Origin of the sequence: Actinosynnema sp. ALI-1.44 (assembly GCF_001984155.1) — a bacterium.
Classification (GTDB): domain Bacteria; phylum Actinomycetota; class Actinomycetes; order Mycobacteriales; family Pseudonocardiaceae; genus Kibdelosporangium.
This window is the reverse complement of sequence record NZ_MTQO01000054.1, coordinates 1,039,184-1,056,781: the sequence shown is the minus strand read 5'-3', so window position 1 is coordinate 1,056,781 and position 17,598 is coordinate 1,039,184. Positions and strand designations below refer to the sequence as shown.

General features: G+C 67.7%; 20 protein-coding genes. 8 read left to right on the top strand and 12 right to left on the bottom strand.

Annotation, left to right across the window (positions count from 1 at the left end; translation table 11 throughout):
• The first annotated feature begins 60 nt into the window (after positions 1-60).
• Positions 61-822: an SAM-dependent methyltransferase gene (locus ALI144C_RS51680; protein ID WP_076994600.1), complete on the top strand. Its 762-nt coding sequence runs from the start codon at positions 61-63 to the stop codon at positions 820-822.
• Positions 823-1,000: 178 nt separating this feature from the next.
• On the opposite strand, the gene ALI144C_RS51675 is transcribed toward ALI144C_RS51680, so the two are convergent.
• From ALI144C_RS51675 to ALI144C_RS51660, 4 genes are read right to left on the bottom strand one after another with little or no spacing between them, the layout of a single operon-like run.
• Positions 1,001-1,573, bottom strand: coding sequence for a hypothetical protein (locus tag ALI144C_RS51675; protein WP_076994599.1), 573 nt, complete (start codon positions 1,571-1,573; stop codon positions 1,001-1,003).
• A gap of 1 nt (position 1,574) precedes the next feature.
• Positions 1,575-2,099, bottom strand: a complete 525-nt coding sequence (locus tag ALI144C_RS51670) for an RNA polymerase sigma factor (RefSeq protein WP_076994598.1) — start codon at positions 2,097-2,099, stop codon at positions 1,575-1,577.
• Positions 2,100-2,154: 55 nt separating this feature from the next.
• The gene (locus tag ALI144C_RS51665; RefSeq protein WP_143231420.1) at positions 2,155-3,012 is read right to left on the bottom strand and encodes a hypothetical protein; all 858 of its coding nucleotides are present in this window, start codon (positions 3,010-3,012) and stop codon (positions 2,155-2,157) included.
• Positions 3,013-3,031: 19 nt separating this feature from the next.
• Positions 3,032-3,844 carry an isocitrate lyase/PEP mutase family protein gene (locus ALI144C_RS51660; RefSeq protein WP_237774712.1) on the bottom strand — a complete coding sequence of 271 codons (813 nt, stop codon included), beginning with the start codon at positions 3,842-3,844 and terminating at the stop codon, positions 3,032-3,034.
• Positions 3,845-3,921: 77 nt separating this feature from the next.
• Between ALI144C_RS51660 and ALI144C_RS51655 the strand changes: the two genes are divergently transcribed.
• Entirely contained in the window at positions 3,922-4,824 is a 903-nt protein-coding gene (locus ALI144C_RS51655; protein WP_076994595.1) for a LysR family transcriptional regulator, read from the top strand.
• Here ALI144C_RS51655 and ALI144C_RS51650 read toward each other — a convergent pair.
• Genes ALI144C_RS51650 through ALI144C_RS51640 form a run of 3 tightly spaced genes read right to left on the bottom strand, consistent with a single transcriptional unit; the run spans position 4,821 to position 7,726 of the window.
• Complete coding sequence (locus ALI144C_RS51650; RefSeq protein WP_076994594.1) at positions 4,821-5,450, bottom strand: response regulator; 630 nt, start codon at positions 5,448-5,450, stop codon at positions 4,821-4,823. The genes ALI144C_RS51655 and ALI144C_RS51650 overlap by 4 nt on opposite strands.
• Entirely contained in the window at positions 5,447-6,601 is a 1,155-nt protein-coding gene (locus ALI144C_RS56485; protein WP_143231418.1) for a sensor histidine kinase, read from the bottom strand. The genes ALI144C_RS51650 and ALI144C_RS56485 overlap by 4 nt, the downstream gene beginning before the upstream one ends.
• A gap of 27 nt (positions 6,602-6,628) precedes the next feature.
• Complete coding sequence (locus tag ALI144C_RS51640; RefSeq protein ID WP_237774711.1) at positions 6,629-7,726, bottom strand: DUF418 domain-containing protein; 1,098 nt, start codon at positions 7,724-7,726, stop codon at positions 6,629-6,631.
• Positions 7,727-7,904: 178 nt separating this feature from the next.
• Between ALI144C_RS51640 and ALI144C_RS56175 the strand changes: the two genes are divergently transcribed.
• On the top strand, positions 7,905-8,069 hold the full coding sequence (locus ALI144C_RS56175; protein ID WP_168211556.1) for a hypothetical protein: 165 nt from the start codon (positions 7,905-7,907) through the stop codon (positions 8,067-8,069).
• Here ALI144C_RS56175 and ALI144C_RS51635 read toward each other — a convergent pair.
• The gene (locus tag ALI144C_RS51635; RefSeq protein ID WP_083754110.1) at positions 8,046-8,624 is read right to left on the bottom strand and encodes a DinB family protein; all 579 of its coding nucleotides are present in this window, start codon (positions 8,622-8,624) and stop codon (positions 8,046-8,048) included. The two genes, ALI144C_RS56175 and ALI144C_RS51635, sit on opposite strands and share 24 nt — an antisense overlap.
• A 39-nt stretch (positions 8,625-8,663) precedes the next feature.
• On the opposite strand from ALI144C_RS51635, the gene ALI144C_RS51630 reads away from it, so the two are divergent.
• Positions 8,664-9,605 (top strand): sigma-70 family RNA polymerase sigma factor, encoded by a 942-nt coding sequence (locus ALI144C_RS51630; RefSeq protein WP_076994591.1) that lies wholly within the window; start codon positions 8,664-8,666, stop codon positions 9,603-9,605.
• Here the strand turns inward: ALI144C_RS51630 and ALI144C_RS51625 are convergent.
• Positions 9,553-10,539, bottom strand: a complete 987-nt coding sequence (locus tag ALI144C_RS51625; RefSeq protein WP_076994590.1) for an MsnO8 family LLM class oxidoreductase — start codon at positions 10,537-10,539, stop codon at positions 9,553-9,555. The two genes, ALI144C_RS51630 and ALI144C_RS51625, sit on opposite strands and share 53 nt — an antisense overlap.
• A 357-nt stretch (positions 10,540-10,896) precedes the next feature.
• On the opposite strand from ALI144C_RS51625, the gene ALI144C_RS51620 reads away from it, so the two are divergent.
• The 3 genes from ALI144C_RS51620 (at position 10,897) to ALI144C_RS51610 (ending at position 13,518) form a co-directional block, all read left to right on the top strand.
• The gene (locus tag ALI144C_RS51620) at positions 10,897-12,525 is read left to right on the top strand and encodes a sulfatase-like hydrolase/transferase (RefSeq protein WP_076994589.1); all 1,629 of its coding nucleotides are present in this window, start codon (positions 10,897-10,899) and stop codon (positions 12,523-12,525) included.
• A gap of 97 nt (positions 12,526-12,622) precedes the next feature.
• Positions 12,623-13,072 (top strand): ribonuclease HI, encoded by a 450-nt coding sequence (gene rnhA / locus ALI144C_RS51615; RefSeq protein ID WP_076994588.1) that lies wholly within the window; start codon positions 12,623-12,625, stop codon positions 13,070-13,072.
• A gap of 71 nt (positions 13,073-13,143) precedes the next feature.
• Positions 13,144-13,518 (top strand): VOC family protein, encoded by a 375-nt coding sequence (locus ALI144C_RS51610; protein WP_076994587.1) that lies wholly within the window; start codon positions 13,144-13,146, stop codon positions 13,516-13,518.
• Here the strand turns inward: ALI144C_RS51610 and ALI144C_RS51605 are convergent.
• Positions 13,507-15,699, bottom strand: coding sequence for a terpene synthase family protein (locus ALI144C_RS51605; protein ID WP_076994586.1), 2,193 nt, complete (start codon positions 15,697-15,699; stop codon positions 13,507-13,509). The genes ALI144C_RS51610 and ALI144C_RS51605 overlap by 12 nt on opposite strands.
• 112 nt (positions 15,700-15,811) lie before the next feature.
• Positions 15,812-16,246, bottom strand: coding sequence for a nuclear transport factor 2 family protein (locus tag ALI144C_RS51600; protein ID WP_076994585.1), 435 nt, complete (start codon positions 16,244-16,246; stop codon positions 15,812-15,814).
• An 85-nt stretch (positions 16,247-16,331) separates the two neighbouring features.
• Here ALI144C_RS51600 and ALI144C_RS51595 point away from each other — a divergent pair, with 85 nt between their 5' ends.
• Positions 16,332-17,177, top strand: a complete 846-nt coding sequence (locus ALI144C_RS51595; RefSeq protein WP_076994584.1) for a LysR family transcriptional regulator — start codon at positions 16,332-16,334, stop codon at positions 17,175-17,177.
• Here ALI144C_RS51595 and ALI144C_RS51590 read toward each other — a convergent pair.
• Positions 17,155-17,499: a VOC family protein gene (locus ALI144C_RS51590; protein ID WP_076994583.1), complete on the bottom strand. Its 345-nt coding sequence runs from the start codon at positions 17,497-17,499 to the stop codon at positions 17,155-17,157. The two genes, ALI144C_RS51595 and ALI144C_RS51590, sit on opposite strands and share 23 nt — an antisense overlap.
• Positions 17,500-17,598 lie beyond the last annotated feature (99 nt).

Here is a 17,598-nt window from a genome sequence, read left to right as displayed (position 1 = left end):
TCTTTCTTGATCTACCGTGATCAGCGGCGCTCAGTCCGACTCGGCACAGAAGGGTCAACGATGTCGCAAGCCTTGCCCGTACCCGAAGACGTCGGTCGGCTCTACGACCGGTTCACCGCGTCGCGTGACGCGACTTCCGGTGTGAACATGCACTTCGGGTATTGGGACACGCCGGACAGCGACGTGCCGCTCAGCGACGCCGCGGATCGGCTCACCGATCTCGTCACCGATCGGCTGCGTGTCGCACAGGGCAGTCATGTCCTCGATGTCGGGTGCGGTGTCGGTGGTCCCGCGGTGCGGATCGCCGGGCGTACCGGTGCTCGGGTCACGGGGATCTCCAACAGCCAGGAGCAGATCAGTCGCGCGAACGCCTTCGCCGCGTCCGTCGACGGAGTCGAGTTCAGGCACGCGGACGCCACGCGGATGCCGTTCCCGCCGCGTTCTTTCGACGCGGCCGTCGCCATGGAGTCGATCTTCCACATGCCCGACCGTGCCGTCGTACTCGATCAGATCTGCCAGGCGTTGCGGCCCGGCGGCCGTCTCGTGCTCACGGATTTCGTCGAACGGGCGCCGATTCCCGTCGACAAGCAGCCTGTTGTCGATCGCTACCTGCGCGAGTTCATGATGACTCTTGTCCGGGTCGACGACTATCCGCCGATGCTTCGCCTTGCCGGACTCCGGCTGGTGGAGATCCTCGACATCAGTGAGCACACGATGCGGCAGACCTTCAGCCAGTTCTCGGAACAGGGCGAGTTCGGTCACTCGGCCATGGCTGACATCGCGGAATTCGGCGCCGTCCTGGTTGTCGCGCAGAAGCCGTAACGGGCGAAGGGTGCCTTGGGCAAGGCACCCTTCTCACGGCGCGCACCTGGTCGTGGACGTCGGCGGCCGTGGTGGTCGTGGATGGTCCCCGACGACCCCCACCGTAATGAACGTGATCATCGGAAGCGCGGCGAGTGTGCCGCCGACAATGGCGACCACTCGGACGCACAACGCCTTCTCAGTTGCCCGCACGCATGCTCGGGTCGTCCGCCGGGTCGAGCAGGCACGACGGCGCCGGATCCTTCACCGGCGCGGTGAATCCGATGCCGCTGCCGCGGTCCGGCTTGTCCGACACGGTGAGAAGCATGGTGTAGCCCTCCGGGATCTTCGCGCTGAAGGTCACCGAGCTGTCCGTGTCGCTGTAGGCCGTGTTCCACTCGGCTCCGCGGTAGATGGTCGATTCGTCGAGCGGTGCGCAGCTCGACGTCGTCGGGACTGCCTTGGCGCGCACGCCCAACTCCCGCAGCTTCGCGTTCGCCGGTTCGATCGACTGGATGTCCTTGATGGACACCGTCACGGTACCGTCGGCGTTCTTGTTCACCGCGTAGGCGGCGGGGCTGCTGCCGAGGAGCGTGGTGCCGACGATGGCGGCGCCCGCGAGGGCGACGGCGCCCGCCGCGACCCACACGTACCGGCTTCGCCCGCGTACCGGCTTCTCCGCTTGTTCCAGTGCCATCAGGATGTCCTGCTCTCCCTGCCTGCGCTCCGCGTGCTGAGCCAGAGCGTCTCGAAAAGTGGTCTCGTCGGCCATGTCAGCCCATCTCCTTCGCCATCGTCAGCGTCGGCCTGTCGACAGGGCTGTGCGACCTGATCCGCAGGGTGGCCAGGCCCCGCGAGATGAGGCTGCGCACTGTGCCAGGGCGGCAGTCGAGCTCCGCGGCGATCGCGGCGTCGTCGTAGCCCTCGTAGTAACGCAGCACCAGCGCCGCGCGCTGACGCCGCGGCAGGGTGGCGAGCTTGGCCATCATGGCTTCGCGCTCGTCGTACTGCCCGGTCACGTCAGCGGTCGGTGCGCCCAGCTCGTCGAGCACGCGCAGGGAGGTACCCACCTCACGGGTGGACGCCCGGCGGCGCAAGGAGAGGAACTCGTTGGTGACCATGCGCTTGACGTACGCGGCAGGTGAGTCCACTGTGGTCGAGATCCGCGGCCACTGCTGTTGTGCCCGCAGCAACACCTCCTGGACGATGTCCTTGGCCAGGTCGGGGTCGTAGCAGAGCACCGTGGCGTAGCGCAGCAGCGGATCCAACCGTTCTGCCACGAAGTCGTCGAACGTCATGCACACCTCGGAGTCCGCCGGCTGGTCTGTTCTGGTGTCACGCTCCTTGGACGTTTCAGCCGTGCCGATGTGTTGCGGTTGATTGGGGACGCACGACGGCGCCCCCGAGTGCGGCGGCGAGACCAACGCCGACAAGCACCCACAGCAGCACCGACAGGTTGCCGGTGAACGCCTCGTAGAACGCACGCGTCAGCTCGGGCGACTGACTGCGGGAGATGAGCTGGCTCCGGCTGATCCACTGGTAGACGAGCACGAGCAACCCCGAGACGGCGAGCCCGGCACCGGTGACGATGAGCGTCCGGCGACGCCTGGCCGACAGGGCGAGACCCGCGACGATCAACGCGGCGGCCACGATCGGCAGGATCACGCTCAGGTCCTGCAGCAGGCCGAACGACGGGATCGCCTGCCGGATCGCAGGCCGGGAGAACAGCGGGACGAACGCGTCGACGTGCGGCAGCCGCTGCGCGAACGGCACGTCGTCGGCCACCAGCCGCGCCTTGACCCGGTCGGAGACCACGCCGAGGTCGAGCACGACGGTGTCGTCGACGATCCGCAGGCTGCTCTGCTCGCCCCGCAGCATGGTGACCACTTCGGGCTGGACGGTCCGGTTGGCCGAGACCCAGCCGGACCGGAAGTCGTCGCTTTCGACGAACGTCGTCACCGCCGAGTGCAGCGCCCGTTGGACGCCGTCCGGCAGGCGCAGGTCACCGGGGGTGAGTTTCTGCGCGATCGCGTCGCTGACCCGGTCGGCCAGCTCCTGGCGTACAGCCGGGTCCGCCGCGATGGGCGTGACCGCCTGTACGTACCTGTCCTGATCGGTTATCTGGTGGTCGAGTGTGTTGGCCGCCACTGCGGGCCCGGCGAACAGGCACCCCAGCAGCGCGAGAACCGTCGCAACCCCCGTACGAGACACGTGACCAACAGTAGCCGGGTCAGCCGAAGTGCTGGTGCAGTTCGGCGAGTGGCGGCAGGTCCGCGACGAACCCGAACCGGCCGGAGCGCATCTGCTGCGCGGCGTCCATGAACGACTTCAGGGCGAGCCTGGACAGCGCGGCGCCGATGCTCACCCGGCGGACGCCGATCTCGGCCAGCTGCTCGACGGTGATCGCCGGGTCGGCGAAGCCCATCACGACGTTCACGGGTTTGCTCACTGACTCGACCACGGTGCGCATCTCGGCCAGGGTGCGCAGGCCCGGCGCGTACAGCACGTCCGCGCCTGCTTCTTCGAACGCCTGCAGGCGGCGGATGGTGTCGGCGAAGTCGTTCGCGCCGTGCAGCAGGTTCTCGGCTCGGGCGGTCAGCAGGATCGGGACCGGGAGGGCGTGCGCGGTTTCCACGGCCGCGCGGACGCGGTCCACCGCCAGTTCGAAGTCGTAGATCGGGGCGTCGCGGTTGCCGGTGTAGTCCTCGATCGACGCGCCGACCATGCCTGCCTGAGCCGCCAGTTCGATGGATTTCGCCGCCTGGGCCGGGTCGTCGGCGAAGCCGTTCTCCATGTCGGCGTTCACCGGCAGGGGTGTCGCCTCGTCGATCTCACGGCAGTTGTCCAGGATTTCCTGCTGGGTCGCGCCTGTGCGACCCACTGTGTTGGCCACGCCGAGGCTCGTGGTCGCCAGGGCTTCGAAGCCGAGGCTGGCCAGCACACGCGCGGTTCCGGCGTCCCACGGGTTCGGCAGCAGCAGCGGCGAGGGTCCTTCGTGCAGTTCGCGGAAGCGTGCGGCTTTCGTTGCCTGGTCATTCGTCACGGCTACCACTGTGCGCGCCCGCGAGCCATCAATCAAATGCATAGTTCTACGCTCGTTCCATCAGGAATACTGATGATATGACGTTCGATGAGGTCGAGACCTTCGTCTGCATCGCCGAGGTGGGCGGGTTCACCGAGGCGTCACGGCGGCTGCACCGGTCCCAGCCCGCCATCAGCCGTCGCATTCACGAGCTGGAGCGCGGCCTCGGCGCCGCCTTGTTCGAGCGGGAGGGCCGCCGGGTGCGGCTCACCGACGCCGGTCGGGCCTTGCTGCCGTACGCCGAGGCCGCGCTGGCCGCTGTCCGCGACGGCGAGCGGGCCGTGCGGGACCGGGCTCCGCGGGCTCGTTCGTTCCGGCTGGCGATCGTCGGGACACTGGCCGACTCGCACATCGTGGACGCGTTGCGTGAATTCACCGCCCAGTCCCACGACGTCTCGGTCGATCTGCGGACCGCGACCAGCCGGGAGGTGAGCGCGCTCGTCCGCAACGGCGAAGCGGATCTCGGCCTGCGCTACAACACCGACGCGGACCCCAAACTGGAGTCGATCCCGCTCGGCGACGAGAAGCTGTACGTCGTTGTGCCTGCCAACCACCGGGTCACGGCTGCACAGCTGACGGATCTGAGCGCGTTGCGGGATGACAAGTGGCTCGGATTCCCCGCCGAACGCGGCCGTGGCAGTTCGTTCCGCGGCCTGCTGGAGCAGCAGTTGGCCGCGGCGGGTCTGCCGAACATGTCGATCACCACCGTCGACAGCCTGACTGCCCAGAAGCGGCTGATCGAGGCCGGGCTCGGCGTCGCGCTGATGCCGGTCAACAACATCCGGGAGGAGCTGCGGATCGGCAGTCTGCGGGTGATCGATGTTCCCAGCATCGACGCGCGTGTCCCCGTCGTCGCCATCCGACGCGCCGGTGGCTATCGCAGCCAGGCGGCCGACGACTTCCTCGCACTGCTGGCGTCGCACACGCCTGGCCTGCGCTAGGTCAGGATGCCCCGCTGGTAGGCCGCCGCGACCGCCGCGGCACGATCGGGTACTTCGAGCTTCGCGTAGATGTGCAGCAGGTGGGTCTTCACGGTTGCCTCGCTGATGTGCAGCACGGCGGCGATCTCCCGATTGTTCCTGCCCTGTGCGACAAAGGCCAGCACCTCGCGTTCCCGCGCGCTCAGCTTCACCGACGGCGACGGCCGTTTCGGGCGGACGCGGCTGAGCAGAAGCGCTGCCACGGAAGGGGAAAGCACACTCTCGTTGCGAGCAGCGGCCCGCACAGCACGGAAAAGCTCCTCGCGTGGGGCGTCTTTGAGCAGGTACCCGATCGCACCCGCCTCGATCGCGGGCAGCACGTCGGAATCCGTGTCGTGCGTGGTGAGCACGAGCACCCGTGTCGTGGGGACGCGTTCGCGCAGCAGCCGGATCAGAGTCGCGCCACTGGGTTCCGGCATCCGCAGATCGGTCAGCACGACGTCCGGCCGACCGGCGGCCACGACCGTCAGCGCCTCGGCACCACCCGCCGCTTCGCTGACGATCTCGAAGTCCGGCTGGGTACCGAGCATTCCGCGCAGGCCGTCGCGGACCACCGGGTGGTCGTCGACGATCACCAGCCGGATCACGCGTCCACCCCGATCAGGGGCACGGCGACACTGACGGCGGTCCCGGCGCCAGGTGCGGACTCGACCTCGACGGTACCCGACAGCAGCCGCACCCGTTGGCGCAACGCGGTGAGCCCGAATCCCCTGGCAGCACCTGGATCGAAGCCAGTTCCATCGTCACGGACATCGAGCACGACAACATCCTCCATGTACGACAGTGTGACGTCGACCCGGTCAGCCTTGGCGTGCCTGCCGACGTTCGACAGGGTTTCCTGAGTGGCGCGCAGGACCGTGACCTCGACTTCGGCGTGCATCGGCTGCGGCGTACCGGTCACGGTGACTGTCACCGGCGTGTCGTACTGCGCCCGCCATGTCCGTACCGCCTGTTCGACGGCTTCGCTGAGCCGAGCGTCCCGCAACGGCCCGGGGCGCAGTGCGTCGATGGATCGGCGAACCTCGACGAGGCTGGTCCGAGCCAGCCGCCGGGCCGTGTCGATGCGGCCGCGGACAGGATCGGCGGGGGCCAGTTCGGCCACCGTCTCCAACTGGGTGACGATCCCGGCCAGTCCCTGGGCGACTGTGTCGTGGATCTCCCTGGCGATCCGAGCGCGTTCCGCCATCATCCCGGTCTCCCTCGCTCGTTCCAGCAGCATCGCGTGCAGTTTCGCGTTCTCGCCCGCGACGGCGACCAGCTTGTCGTTGACCTCCCTGCGCCGGATCGCCTCACGTTCCATCGTCCGGATCGCCCATCCCACCAGCCCTGCCATCGGCGTGATCACCACGATGTCGAGCACGTCAGGACCAGGCGCGACCAGCCACGGGACGTTGGCCAGGACAACACCGGCGTACGCCACCCACCCGGGCAGGGCGACGAACGCCAGGACGTAGCACATCGGTGTGAACAGCAGGAAGCTGTGATCACGCAGGACAAGGACCACCACGAACGCCAACAGGCCGACGAAGTACCCGGTCATCGCGATGGTCTGCCGCTCCCACCACTGTGGATGCTCGACGATGAACCACCAGTGCCACAGCGCCAAGCCTCCGGCGACAACGATGGTGACCCAACTGGCCGTGCCACCGGTCAGCGACACCACGCACGCCGCCAGCAGCACGCCGTACGGGGCGAGCGCCCAGGCAAGGTTCCATCGCCGTTCCAACCTTTCATCCACCGACGTCACAGCTTCCAGCCTCCCAGGTCAACGCCGGTAGGTCAGGCGGCGCAGCACCACCTCGGCCGGGCCGCGTTTGCCTCGGCGCCGCACCTGGTCGGCGAGCAGGACGGACACCAGCCACGTGCCCACCGCGACCAGCGCGACCTCGGCCGATCCCAGGACACCGCCCAAGCCGAACGTGTACGGCATCAGCAACGCCACGAACACCACTGACTGGAACAGATAGCAACTGAGCGAACGCTCCCCGCACGCACGCAAAGCATCGACGATCCGGCCTCTCGGCGCCTTCGCGGCTATCAGGCCGATCAACGCCGCGTAGCCCAGGCCACCCGCGACACCTGTCACCGAGTGCACCGCGGACGCCGCCCACAGCACCGCCGTCGAGCCAGGGTGCCAGAAACCACCGACCGCGAGCCCCATCGGCAGTCCACCGAGAACCGCCGCCGTGATCCCGACGACCGCAGTCCGTTTCAACAAGGCTTGATGACTAGTGGGATCCTCAAGGACCCCGCGGCGAGCGGCCCACACACCGACCAGCATGGCGCTGCCCACGCCAAGAATGCCGAACGGTGACATCACCCACTCCAACGGATGCCATGCCAGAGCAGCGAGCGGATCGTCGATCGCGAACGACCAGAAGAACGACCGCTGGCTGGTGTGCGCCGGAGTCGAATAAACAATCCCCTGCACCACAGCAACAACAACGAGCCACCACGCCGCAGCCGTGAGCAACGCACGGTCCCGCCAACGAACGACAGCCAGCAGCACGAACCCCATAACCCCGTACAGCCCGAGGATGTCGGCGGGAAACAGCACGACGGCATGCACGAACCCGAACACGATCATCCAGCGGAACCGTCGCCGCAGCACCTGTTTCGGATGTCGGCGCAACATCTGCACAACGCCGTACGCGAACAGCGCGGCGAACATCGGATAACCGCGAATCTCGACGAGAACAACGTTGAGCACGCTGACAACGCGATCAAGCATGTCGTGTTCGATGACGTGCTGGCGTGGCCCGTATGGCCGGTCGTACAGATAGAGCACCGCGTTCGCCAACGCGATGAACGCCAGCATCATCCCCCGCGCGAGATCCGGCGCGAGGACCCGTGACTGATTCATGGCGTTCAGCCTGCTGACCAACCAGTCCCGGAACATCGACACATCGGCCGAGCACGGCTGTCCACCGCGGCCACGGCGGTATCCACCGATCGGTTGATGCGCACATTGATGTGCCTACTTACGGGAATCCGCCGCTCCGGAAAGGATGAGGGCAGCACATCGAACCGAAGGAGGACAGATGCTCGTCGTCACCGGGGCGTCCGGCAAGCAGGTGACGCAGAACATGCGGGACGGCTGGTTCGACATCACCACCCGAGCGGTCGAGCGCCTCACCGGCCGTCCCGCGACGACCCTCACCGAGTTCTTCGCCGACAACCGTTCATTGTTGGGCGAATCCGTCTGACACCTTGGTCACGGCGGCGTGGTAGTCGGCCCACCACGCTTTGTCGACCGCGGGCATGAAGTCGTTGCCCTGGTTGAGGCCCACCGCGCCGTCGACGAGTTCGCGGACGATGTCGGCGTGGCCGACGTGCCGGTTGGCCTCCGCGATCACGTGGACCAGGACGCGGTGCAGTGTGGTCTTGTTGCCCGGCCACCATTCCACGTGGCCGACGGTGTCCAGCGGCAGCTCCTCGATGGTCGTGTCGGCGTGTGCCCACGCGCGTTGGTACAGGCCCACGATGTCCGAACGCGACTCCTCCGCCGTCGCGAACATGTCCGTGTTGGGCTCAGCGTCCTGACGCAGCCACGGCACGTGTTCGGCGAAGGGACGACCGAACACCAAGCCGAAGTACAGCAGTTCCACCCCGGCCAGGTGCTTGACCAGGCCGAGCAGGTTCGTGCCGGTCGGGGTCAGCGGGCGGCGGATGTCGTGTTCGGACAGGCCGTCCAGCTTCCAAACCATCGCTTCGCGCACATCCCGCAGGTAGTGGTGCAGATCCGTCTTCATAGTGTTCATGACCAGTGAGACGACGGGCGTGGGGCACAATCGTCGGTTGTGAGCGATGTTTTTCTCGACAAGGCCCGGCAGGGTGACGAAGGGGCGTTCACGCGCCTGATCGAGCCGTTGCGGCGGGAACTGCACGCGCACTGCTACCGCATCCTCGGCTCCACCCATGACGCCGACGACGCGCTGCAGGACACCCTCATCAAGGCGTGGCGCAAGCTCGACTCGTTCGAGGGGCGCAGTTCGCTGCGCACGTGGTTCTACACCGTGGCCACGCGTACCTGCCTGGACCTCGCCCAGACCCGGGGCAGGCGGGCCATGCCGGTCGACCTCGGGCCGTCGAGCGAACACGTCGTTCTCGATCAGGGCGCGGTGGACATCGCGTGGCTGGAACCGTACCCGGACCTGCGGTATGAGCAGCGTGAAGGCGTGGAGCTGGCGTTCGTGGCCGCGTTGCAGCACCTGCCGGGCAACCAACGCGCGGCGCTGGTGCTGTTCGAGGTGCTCGGGTTCTCGGCGGCCGAGATCGCGGAGATCATGGACACGTCGGCGACGTCGGTGAACTCGGCGCTCGCGCGTGCCCGCAAGGTCATCGCCGAGAAGGCGCCGTCGCGCAGCCAGTCACGGGCCACGGACGACGCCCGGATCAAGCAGGTCGTCGCCGACTACTCGGCGGCGTTGGAGCGCGGTGACGCCGAAGCGCTGGTCGCGTTGCTGACCGAGGACGTCACGTGGGCCATGCCGCCGCTCGCGGCTTGGTACAGCGGCATCGACGTGGTGCTGGAACACGCCGTCACCGTTCCGTTCACGTGCGGGACCTGGGCGCATGTGCCGACGAGCGCGAACGGCCAGCCCGCCGTCGCCGGTTACCTCGACGGCAAGGCGTGGTCGATCAACGTGTTCACGCTGCGCGACGGCCGCATCGCCGCGATCACGTCGTTCATCGGGCCGGAGCACTTCCGGCAGTTCGACCTGCCCCTGTCACTGCCTTGATCAGCTGGCTGTACGAGTCGAGCATCTGGTCACGGTCGAACGTGCTCATGGTGATGAGCAGTTCGTCGGGTCGGGTGCGTTCGGTCAGCTCGTCCAGTTCGGCGAGGACGTCGCCCACCGTGCCGTGGATCTGGCCTCTCAGGCCCCGGTCGAGGCGGTCGCGTTCGCTCTGGGTCATGTCCAGTGCGAGCACTTCCTCCGCCGGGAGCAACGGCGGGAACACACCGTGCGAGCGCGAGTAGACCATCGACCACGCCTCCGGCAGCAGCAACCGCCGGGCCTGCTCGGTCGTGTCCGCCACAGCGACGTTCACCGCCACGATCACGTACGGGTCGCGGGCCCGTTCGCGGTACCGGGCGACAGTCGGTTCGATCTTCGGGCCGCCGACCACCACGGGCAGGCCGAAGTCGGCCGCGATGTCCGCGCCTGAGCCGGTGGCCAGCACGAACGCGGGCACCCGCAGCCCTTCCGCCGGGATCGCGTGCACACCGTCGTGGCCGGTGGTGAAATAACCCAGCAACTGCTTCAGCTGGACGGCGAAGTCGTCCGCCGCGTCCTTGTCACGGCCGAGCGCGCGCCGCACACCGTCGGTGAACCCGACCGACCGCCCGAGTCCCATGTCGATCCGGCCCGGGTACAGCGACTCCAGCACGCCGAACTGCTCGGCGACCACGAGCGGCTGGTGGTTGGGCAGCATCACGCCGCCGGTGCCGACCCGGATCGTGGACGTGGCCGCCGCGATCGCCGCGGCAAGCACGGTCGGCGCCGACCCCGCGACACCGGGCACGCTGTGGTGCTCCGACACCCAGAACCGGTGGTAGCCCAGTGCCTCGGCCTGCTGGGCGAACCGGACCGTGTCCCGCAGCGCCTGGGCATCGCTCTTGCCCGCGCGATTGCTCGAACGGTCGAGAATGGACAATCTGGTCGGGATCACGTCAAGGTCAACGCCCTGGGGCTGTGGGGATTCCCCGACGTTGCGCACGCCACGGTGAACCTCGGGCAGGCACCGCCCGTATGTCCCTAAGTGGTTGCGATCGGAAGTTCGTTGGGGGTGTTCGGCGGATCCGTCGAGACCCCGGACAGACTTCCGATCGTGACCTCTAAGGTGGGACGACCTCGGAGGGCAGGACATGACACCCCTTGTGTCAACCTCAAGGCCGCAACGCAGGCCACGTGGCAGCCAACCGCACCTCAGGGGAACGTGGCGCGGACCAGCCACCGGTACGCACCGAACCGAATGGTGCCAGCCCAAGGTGACCAGGCGTCGAAATCTCGGGGAGGCGGAACTGTCATGACCACGGACAGTGTGCCGAAATGGCGCCGGATCACGGCCAAAGTGCTCACGGTGCTGGCGTTCGTGCTTGTCCTGTTCGCGTTGGTCGCGCCCAACGAGCTGAGCAAGCTGACGCCGTGGGCGGTGTTGCGGATTCCGCTCGAAGGGCTCATCGGGGTCGCGCTTGTGCTCGTCCTGCCGCCGAGACCGCGGCGGATCGCCGCCGCCGTGCTCGGTGCGCTGCTCGGGGTGCTGTTGATCTGGAAGCTCTTCGACATGGGCTTCTACACGACGCTGGCCCGGCCGTTCGACCCCGTGTTCGACTGGAGCTTCCTCGGTCCGGGTTTCGACTTCCTTTCCGGGGCCATCGGCAAGGGTGGCGCCGTGGCCGCCGCGATCGGCGTCGCCGTGCTCGCCGTTGCCATGGTCGTGCTGACGGCGTTGTCGGCCATGCGGTTGTCCCGCGTTGTGGCCGCACGGCCCGCGGCGGCGACACGGGCGCTCGCGGTGCTGGGGATCGTGTGGGTCGCGGCAGCGGCGTTCGGGCAGCCGATCGCGAGCCGGAGTGCGGCGGCGTTGGCCTACGACCACGCGCGCCAGGTCGGCACGAGCCTGCGGGACTCCGACGCCTACGCCGCGGAGGCGTCGGTCGACGCGTTCCGGGACGCACAGGGAGCCGAACTGCTGACCGGTTTGCGCGGCAAGGACGTGATCTTCGCGTTCGTCGAGAGCTACGGGCAGGTCGCGGTCCAGGACCCGGTGATATCGCCCGGGGTGGACGCCGTGCTCGACGCGGGCACGAGCAAGCTGCGGGCCGCCGGGTTCGAGGCGCGCAGCGGGTTCATCACCTCGTCGACGGCAGGCGGCGGTAGCTGGCTGGCGCACTCCACGCTGCAGTCCGGGCTGTTGATCAACAACCAGAAGCGGTACGACACCTTCGTGGGCAGCGACCGGTTCACGCTCAGCCACGCCTTCAAACGCGCGGGGTGGAAGACGGTCGGCGTCGTGCCGCAGAACATGAAGAAGTGGCCGGAAGGCAAGGTCTACGGCTACGACTCGTACTACGACGCCCACAACGTCGGCTACAAGGGCAAGAACTTCTTCTACGCCCAGATGCCGGACCAGTACACGCTGTCGGCGTTCCAGCGCAATGAACTGGCTGCCCAGGGCCGCAAGCCGGTGATGGCCGAGATCGACCTGGTCTCCAGCCACACGCCGTTCGTGCCGCTGCCGAAGATGATCGACTGGGCCGCGGTCGGTGACGGCTCGGTGTACATGCCGCAGGCGGAGAACGGCACCAAACCGGAAGCGGTGTGGAACGACGCGAGCAAGACACGTGCCGCGTATGGCGAGTCCATCCAGTACTCGTTGACCGCGCTGATCTCGTACGTGCAGACCTACGGCGACGACAACCTCGTGCTCGTGTTCCTCGGCGACCACCAGCCACAGCCGGTGGTGGCGGGTGAGGGCGCGACCCGCAACGTGCCGGTGACGATCGTGGCGAAGGACCCTGCCGTGCTGGAACGCACCGCGACCTGGGGCTGGCACGACGGCCTCAACCCGGGGCCGGAGGCGCCGGTGTGGCCAATGCAGGCGTTCCGCGACCGGTTCCTGACCGCGTTCGGCCCGCACCCGCCGACCCGGTGACTTGACCTCAACCGAGGTTCACGTTCGACGCTTGGCCGCTTCACCACCTACGCCGAGGCCCGGTCGCTGCTCTGAGCGGTCCCGGTACGGTGCCGAGGTGGGTGAACAGCAGGTTGTGGAGATCTACACCGACGGCGCGTGCAGCGGGAATCCCGGGCCGGGCGGGTGGGGTGCTCTGCTGCGGTACGGGCGGCACGAGCGCGAGCTCCACGGCGGTGAGGCGACACCGACGACCAACAACCGGATGGAGCTGATGGCGCCGATCATGGCGTTGGAGACGCTGTCCCGTCCGTCGGTCGTGCAGCTCTACACCGACAGTTCCTACGTGCGCAACGGGATCACGCAGTGGCTGCCACGATGGAAGGCCAACGGCTGGCAGACCTCCGCCAAGCAGCCGGTGAAGAACGCCGACCTGTGGCAGCGGCTGGAGGCCGCGGCCACCCCGCACGAGGTCGAATGGCACTGGGTCAAGGGCCACGCCGGCCACCCCGACAACGAGCGCGCCGACCAGCTGGCCGTGCGTGGCTGCCAGGAGGCCAAGTCCTGATCCATTGCGGACAGGAAGTGGCCGCTATGGACTTTAGGCTGGGGTCACACCAGAACGAAGGAGTGCCCCCGATGGACTTCAAGCTCGAACTCGTCGCCGTCCCCGTGTCCGACGTGGACCGCGCGAAGGCGTTCTACGAGCAGGTCGGCTTCACCGCCGACCACGACCACGTGGTCAGCGAGGACATCCGGTTCGTGCAGCTGACGCCGCCGGGTTCGGCGTGCTCGATCGCGATCGGCAAAGGACTGTCCGACGCCGAGCCCGGCTCGGTCAAGGGCTTGCAGGTGGTCGTCGTCGACATCGAGGCCGCGCACAGAGTCCTGAGCGAGCGCGGCATCGAGGTCAGCGAGATCTCGGACATGCCGTGGGGGTCGTTCGTGTTCTTCGCCGACCCCGACGGCAACAGCTGGGCGGTGCAGCAGGTGCAGCCGCGCTCACACGCGTAGCGCGGGCCGCCATGCAGCGGACGTGCCCAGGCCCGTCGGCAACAGCGCCGACGGGTTCTGGCTGCGCCGCAACTCGGCTTCCCGGTACCGGTCAACTTTCCGGTGCCAGGCGAGGATTCCGGCCATCCAGTCCTTCAGCCCGTCGGCGTATCCGGTCAGCACGGCGCGCGCTTCGTCGTCCAGCCCGTACTCCTCGAACAGGTGCGGGAGATCGTTGGCGATAACGTGCTCGAACTGCTCCATCCTGGCTTTCATCAACGCGGCCGTGATGTCACGGGCCTGCCACCGGTCGACGCCGAGGAACTGCTCGAGCACCAGCACCATGTTGTGCAGCTCGCCCTCGAATTCGATCTCCTTCTGGTAGGAGAACAGGTCGTTGGTGAACATGCCGTAGTCCATCGCGGCGGTCTCCAGCTCACGCACCACGCGCGTCTGGTAGATCTCCGGCGGGATCACGTTCCACTGCGCGACCCTGGCCAGCCCGACGGTCAGGTCGGAGCCGAACGTCCTGCGCCGCATCTCCACGTAGTCGACGGGATCGGGTACGCGGTTCTCCGCCTGATTGAACAGCTCCCACAACCAACTGTCCAACATGGACGCCACAGCGCCGCGGAACTGCGCCCGCGCGGGGCCCGGCATGCCCGCCGTGGTTCGGGGCCACAGGTCGGCAAGGCCGCGCTCGACGGGGTCGACCGGTTCGGGGACCTTCCCCGTGCCCAGCGGCATGAACTGCTTCAACCGGTCGACGGACGCCTTGGCGCCCAGCAGGTTGCGGGACGGGCCGTACACCGCCGGGAAGTAGTCGTCGGCGTACGTGCCCCACGTGAGCCACGCCGACGAGAGCTTGAGCTCCTCAAGGTCCGAACTCGGGTGGATCCGGGCAGCGCAGTACGCCAGGTCGGCCGCGCGCAACCGGGGCTCGTCCCACACGCCGGTGTCGTCAAGGATGCCCATCTCCCGGCTCCAGTCGACGATGTACCGGGCCGCCTGCTGCTCGTGCGGACTCACCTTGACCGGGTACGGCATGTACAACTCGGGCAACGGCAGGTGCCCGACTGGCCGGAACGGCGTGAAGGAATGCTGTCTGGCCCGGACTCGCATGCCGAGCCTGCCCGGCGTGATCCCGGCCGTGCCGAGGCCGTGGGGTCCGCCGAGGACAGCCGGTGCCGGTTCGGTGACCGCGCCTTCGTTCATGTACCGGCTGGAACGGGCGTGCCACTCGTGCCCACCGGCCTGCCAGTCCTGCAGTCCCTTGACGTACCCGCCGAAGCGGGCCTGCTCGTCGGGTGCGGCCTGCTCGGTCAGCATCACCGCGGGCAGTTCGACCAACGCGGTGTTCTCGAACTGCTGCACACGGGAGGTCAGCAGGTCGTTGACCATCTCGGCGGCGTCCTGCGTGCCGATGTCGAAGAACTTCTCGAACACCAGCACCGCGTTGGAGTTCTCGCCTTCCTCCCGAACTTCCCGCTGGTAGGAGAACAGGTCGTTGCGCAGGTGCACCGCGTCGGAGAACGCGTCGGTCAGCACCTCGTACTGCCGGGTGCGGGCGAAGCGGTCCGGCACTTCGGCGGCTGCGGCGTACTCGACCAGGTTGGCCGACCACGGCGCGCCACCGACCCGGCGGCGCATCTGGATGTACTCGATCGGGTTGGCGATCCGGCCGATGTTGATGTTGTTGAGCTCCCACATCGACTCGACCATCAGGTTGTGGGTGCTGGTGATGAACCGTTCCCGCCAGTCCGCCGACATCGCGGGCACGGTCCGCGCCCAGAGGTCCGCCAGCCCGGCCTCGGCCGGGTTGGCGGGCTCCGGTGGCATCTCGCCTTCCCTGGTCATGAACCGTTCGAGCTGGTCGAGGTACTCGCGGGCCCCCGACAGGTCACGCGAGTACTTGAACTGTTCGAGGAAGTGGTCGTCGAAGAAGAACACCCAGACGTACCAGTCGGTAATCAGGTCGAGTGTCGGGCCGTCACAGTCCGGATGCGTGTAGGCGCACATCAGCCCGTAGTCCATCCGGGCGAGCGCGTCCTCGTCCCACACCACGCCGCCGTCCGGCTTCGGCGCGTCGAGCATGCCCATGCCCTTCGCCCAGGCCATGGTGTGGGCTCTCGTCGCCTCCAGGTGCGGGTTCAACCTGGCCGGATACGGCATGTAGAAATCGGGCAACGTGAATGCCTGCATGAACGAGCCACTCCCGTCTCGAGCCGACTGACGCCAAGACTGACATTGGCACCAGTCGGCCGCACGGGGATACGACCAGCCGGGCGGATGTGATCCCACGAACGGCTGAAAATCACCCGAAGAACGCGGTGGGGGTCCCCTGGTACCAGGCGTTGTCGATGGTGATCCGGCGTGCCACCCAGCGGGACTCTTCTTTCACCAACTCCACGTCGTAGAAGTTCTTCAGCAACGCGAACGTGCTGTGGTCACCTGTACGCAGGTGCTGTGCCTCCACGATCGCGGTCAGCCACGCGGTGTCCCCCTCGATCTCCACGCGCGGGTTGGTCACGACGTGTGTGGTGTCCACATCCGACAGCACCGTGAGGATGGTGTCCACGATCTTGTCGCGCCCGGTCATCGGCGGGCTCACCCCGCCCCACTTCGCCGCGGCGGGCTGGAAGTCCACTGTGGCGTCCCCGGCGAAGGCGGACGCGAACAACTCGCGGTCACGCATGTCCTGGCCACGGCCGAACCGGTAGAGCACGTCGACGATCTCGATCCAATCCATGCCCCCACCCTCGCCGCGCGGACGGTGTGGAACAACGAGCGATCGGACAACGTTCGTGTAGCCAGGCTCAACGATGGGGGCACGGATGGAACGCCACGAGGTCGAGGCGCTGCTGACCCTGGCAGAGGAACTGCACTTCGGCCGGACCGCTCACCGGCTGCACGTGACCACCGGGCGCGTCAGCCAGACGATCCGGCACCTCGAACGCCGTGTCGGCGTCCCGCTGTTCGAACGCACCAGCAGGCACGTCTCCCTCACGCCCATCGGCAGGCAACTGGTCGACGACGTGCGCCCGGCGTACGAGCAGCTGCGGGCCGGTCTGGCGAAGGCGATCGAGGCGGGACGCGGCCACGACGGCGAGTTGACGGTCGGCTTCGTCGGCGCGGCGGCGGCCGGGGTGGTCGTCGCCGCGGAGAAGCACTTCCGCGAGACGTTCCCAGGATGTTCGTTGCGCCTGAAAGAGATGCATCTCGGCGACGCGCCGAAACGGCTGCGTGACGGCGAAATCGACATCATGGTCGGCTGTTTCCCGCTCACCGGCCGGGATCTGTCGACCGGTCCGGTACTGCTGACCGAGCACTGGCTGCTCGCCGCACCCGCGGACCACCACCTGGCCCGCCGATCGGGGGTGCGGCTCGCCGACCTGGCCGGGCAGACGTTCCTGCAGGCGCCGTGCGGACTTGCCTTCGAAGGCACGAAACCGGGGCCGGGCGCCGAGACCTTCCAGGAGATCCTGACGCTGGTCAGCGCGGGCAAGGGGATCTTCGCGGTCGGTGCGCACACCGCCCGGTTCCACGACCGCCCGGACATCGCCTATGTGCCGATTCTCGACGCGCCGGTGCTGGAATGGGGACCGGTGTGGCGCACAGGCAACGAGAACGCACGGGTGCGCGGCTTCGTCGACGCGCTTACCGGTGCGCCACCACGTTGAGGATCTGACCGTCGGGATCCCGCACGAAGAACCGGCGAACGCCCCACGGCTCGTCCCGGATGGCGTAGACGATGTCCGCGCCGTCCGCCAGCATCGCGGCGTGCGCGGCTTCCACGTCGTCCACTTCGATCGACATGACCGGGTGCATGCCGGACGGGTCCGCCTCGATCAGCATGACCTGCGCGCCGGGCGTCGTGGGGGACGCCATCGCGACGACCCACCCGTGGTTCATCACTTCCTCGAACCCGAGCCGGCCGTAGAACTGCTTGGCTGCCCCGATGTCCGCGCACCGGACATCGGGGACCACCCGATTGATCGTCATGCCGCGAACCCTAGCGGCCGAGGCCCAGGGTGCTCTTGGAAGGAAGGAGGCCCGACTGGGCGGCAGCATCTTGTCAACGACAAGATTGCCGGTAGGGTG

What these genes read in the sequence shown, in the direction of transcription:
- ALI144C_RS51590 (WP_076994583.1), bottom strand. Translation starts at nt 17,499, where the DNA reads ATGACGATCAATCGGGTGGTCCCCGATGTCCGGTGCGCGGACATCGGG.
- ALI144C_RS51635 (WP_083754110.1), bottom strand. Translation starts at nt 8,624, where the DNA reads ATGAACACTATGAAGACGGATCTGCACCACTACCTGCGGGATGTGCGC.
- ALI144C_RS51605 (WP_076994586.1), bottom strand. Translation starts at nt 15,699, where the DNA reads ATGCAGGCATTCACGTTGCCCGATTTCTACATGCCGTATCCGGCCAGG.
- ALI144C_RS51595 (WP_076994584.1), top strand. Translation starts at nt 16,332, where the DNA reads ATGGAACGCCACGAGGTCGAGGCGCTGCTGACCCTGGCAGAGGAACTG.
- ALI144C_RS51620 (WP_076994589.1), top strand. Translation starts at nt 10,897, where the DNA reads ATGACCACGGACAGTGTGCCGAAATGGCGCCGGATCACGGCCAAAGTG.
- ALI144C_RS51655 (WP_076994595.1), top strand. Translation starts at nt 3,922, where the DNA reads ATGACGTTCGATGAGGTCGAGACCTTCGTCTGCATCGCCGAGGTGGGC.
- ALI144C_RS51610 (WP_076994587.1), top strand. Translation starts at nt 13,144, where the DNA reads ATGGACTTCAAGCTCGAACTCGTCGCCGTCCCCGTGTCCGACGTGGAC.
- ALI144C_RS51670 (WP_076994598.1), bottom strand. Translation starts at nt 2,099, where the DNA reads ATGACGTTCGACGACTTCGTGGCAGAACGGTTGGATCCGCTGCTGCGC.
- ALI144C_RS56175 (WP_168211556.1), top strand. Translation starts at nt 7,905, where the DNA reads ATGCTCGTCGTCACCGGGGCGTCCGGCAAGCAGGTGACGCAGAACATG.
- ALI144C_RS51675 (WP_076994599.1), bottom strand. Translation starts at nt 1,573, where the DNA reads ATGGCCGACGAGACCACTTTTCGAGACGCTCTGGCTCAGCACGCGGAG.
- ALI144C_RS51600 (WP_076994585.1), bottom strand. Translation starts at nt 16,246, where the DNA reads ATGGATTGGATCGAGATCGTCGACGTGCTCTACCGGTTCGGCCGTGGC.
- ALI144C_RS51640 (WP_237774711.1), bottom strand. Translation starts at nt 7,726, where the DNA reads ATGAATCAGTCACGGGTCCTCGCGCCGGATCTCGCGCGGGGGATGATG.
- ALI144C_RS51680 (WP_076994600.1), top strand. Translation starts at nt 61, where the DNA reads ATGTCGCAAGCCTTGCCCGTACCCGAAGACGTCGGTCGGCTCTACGAC.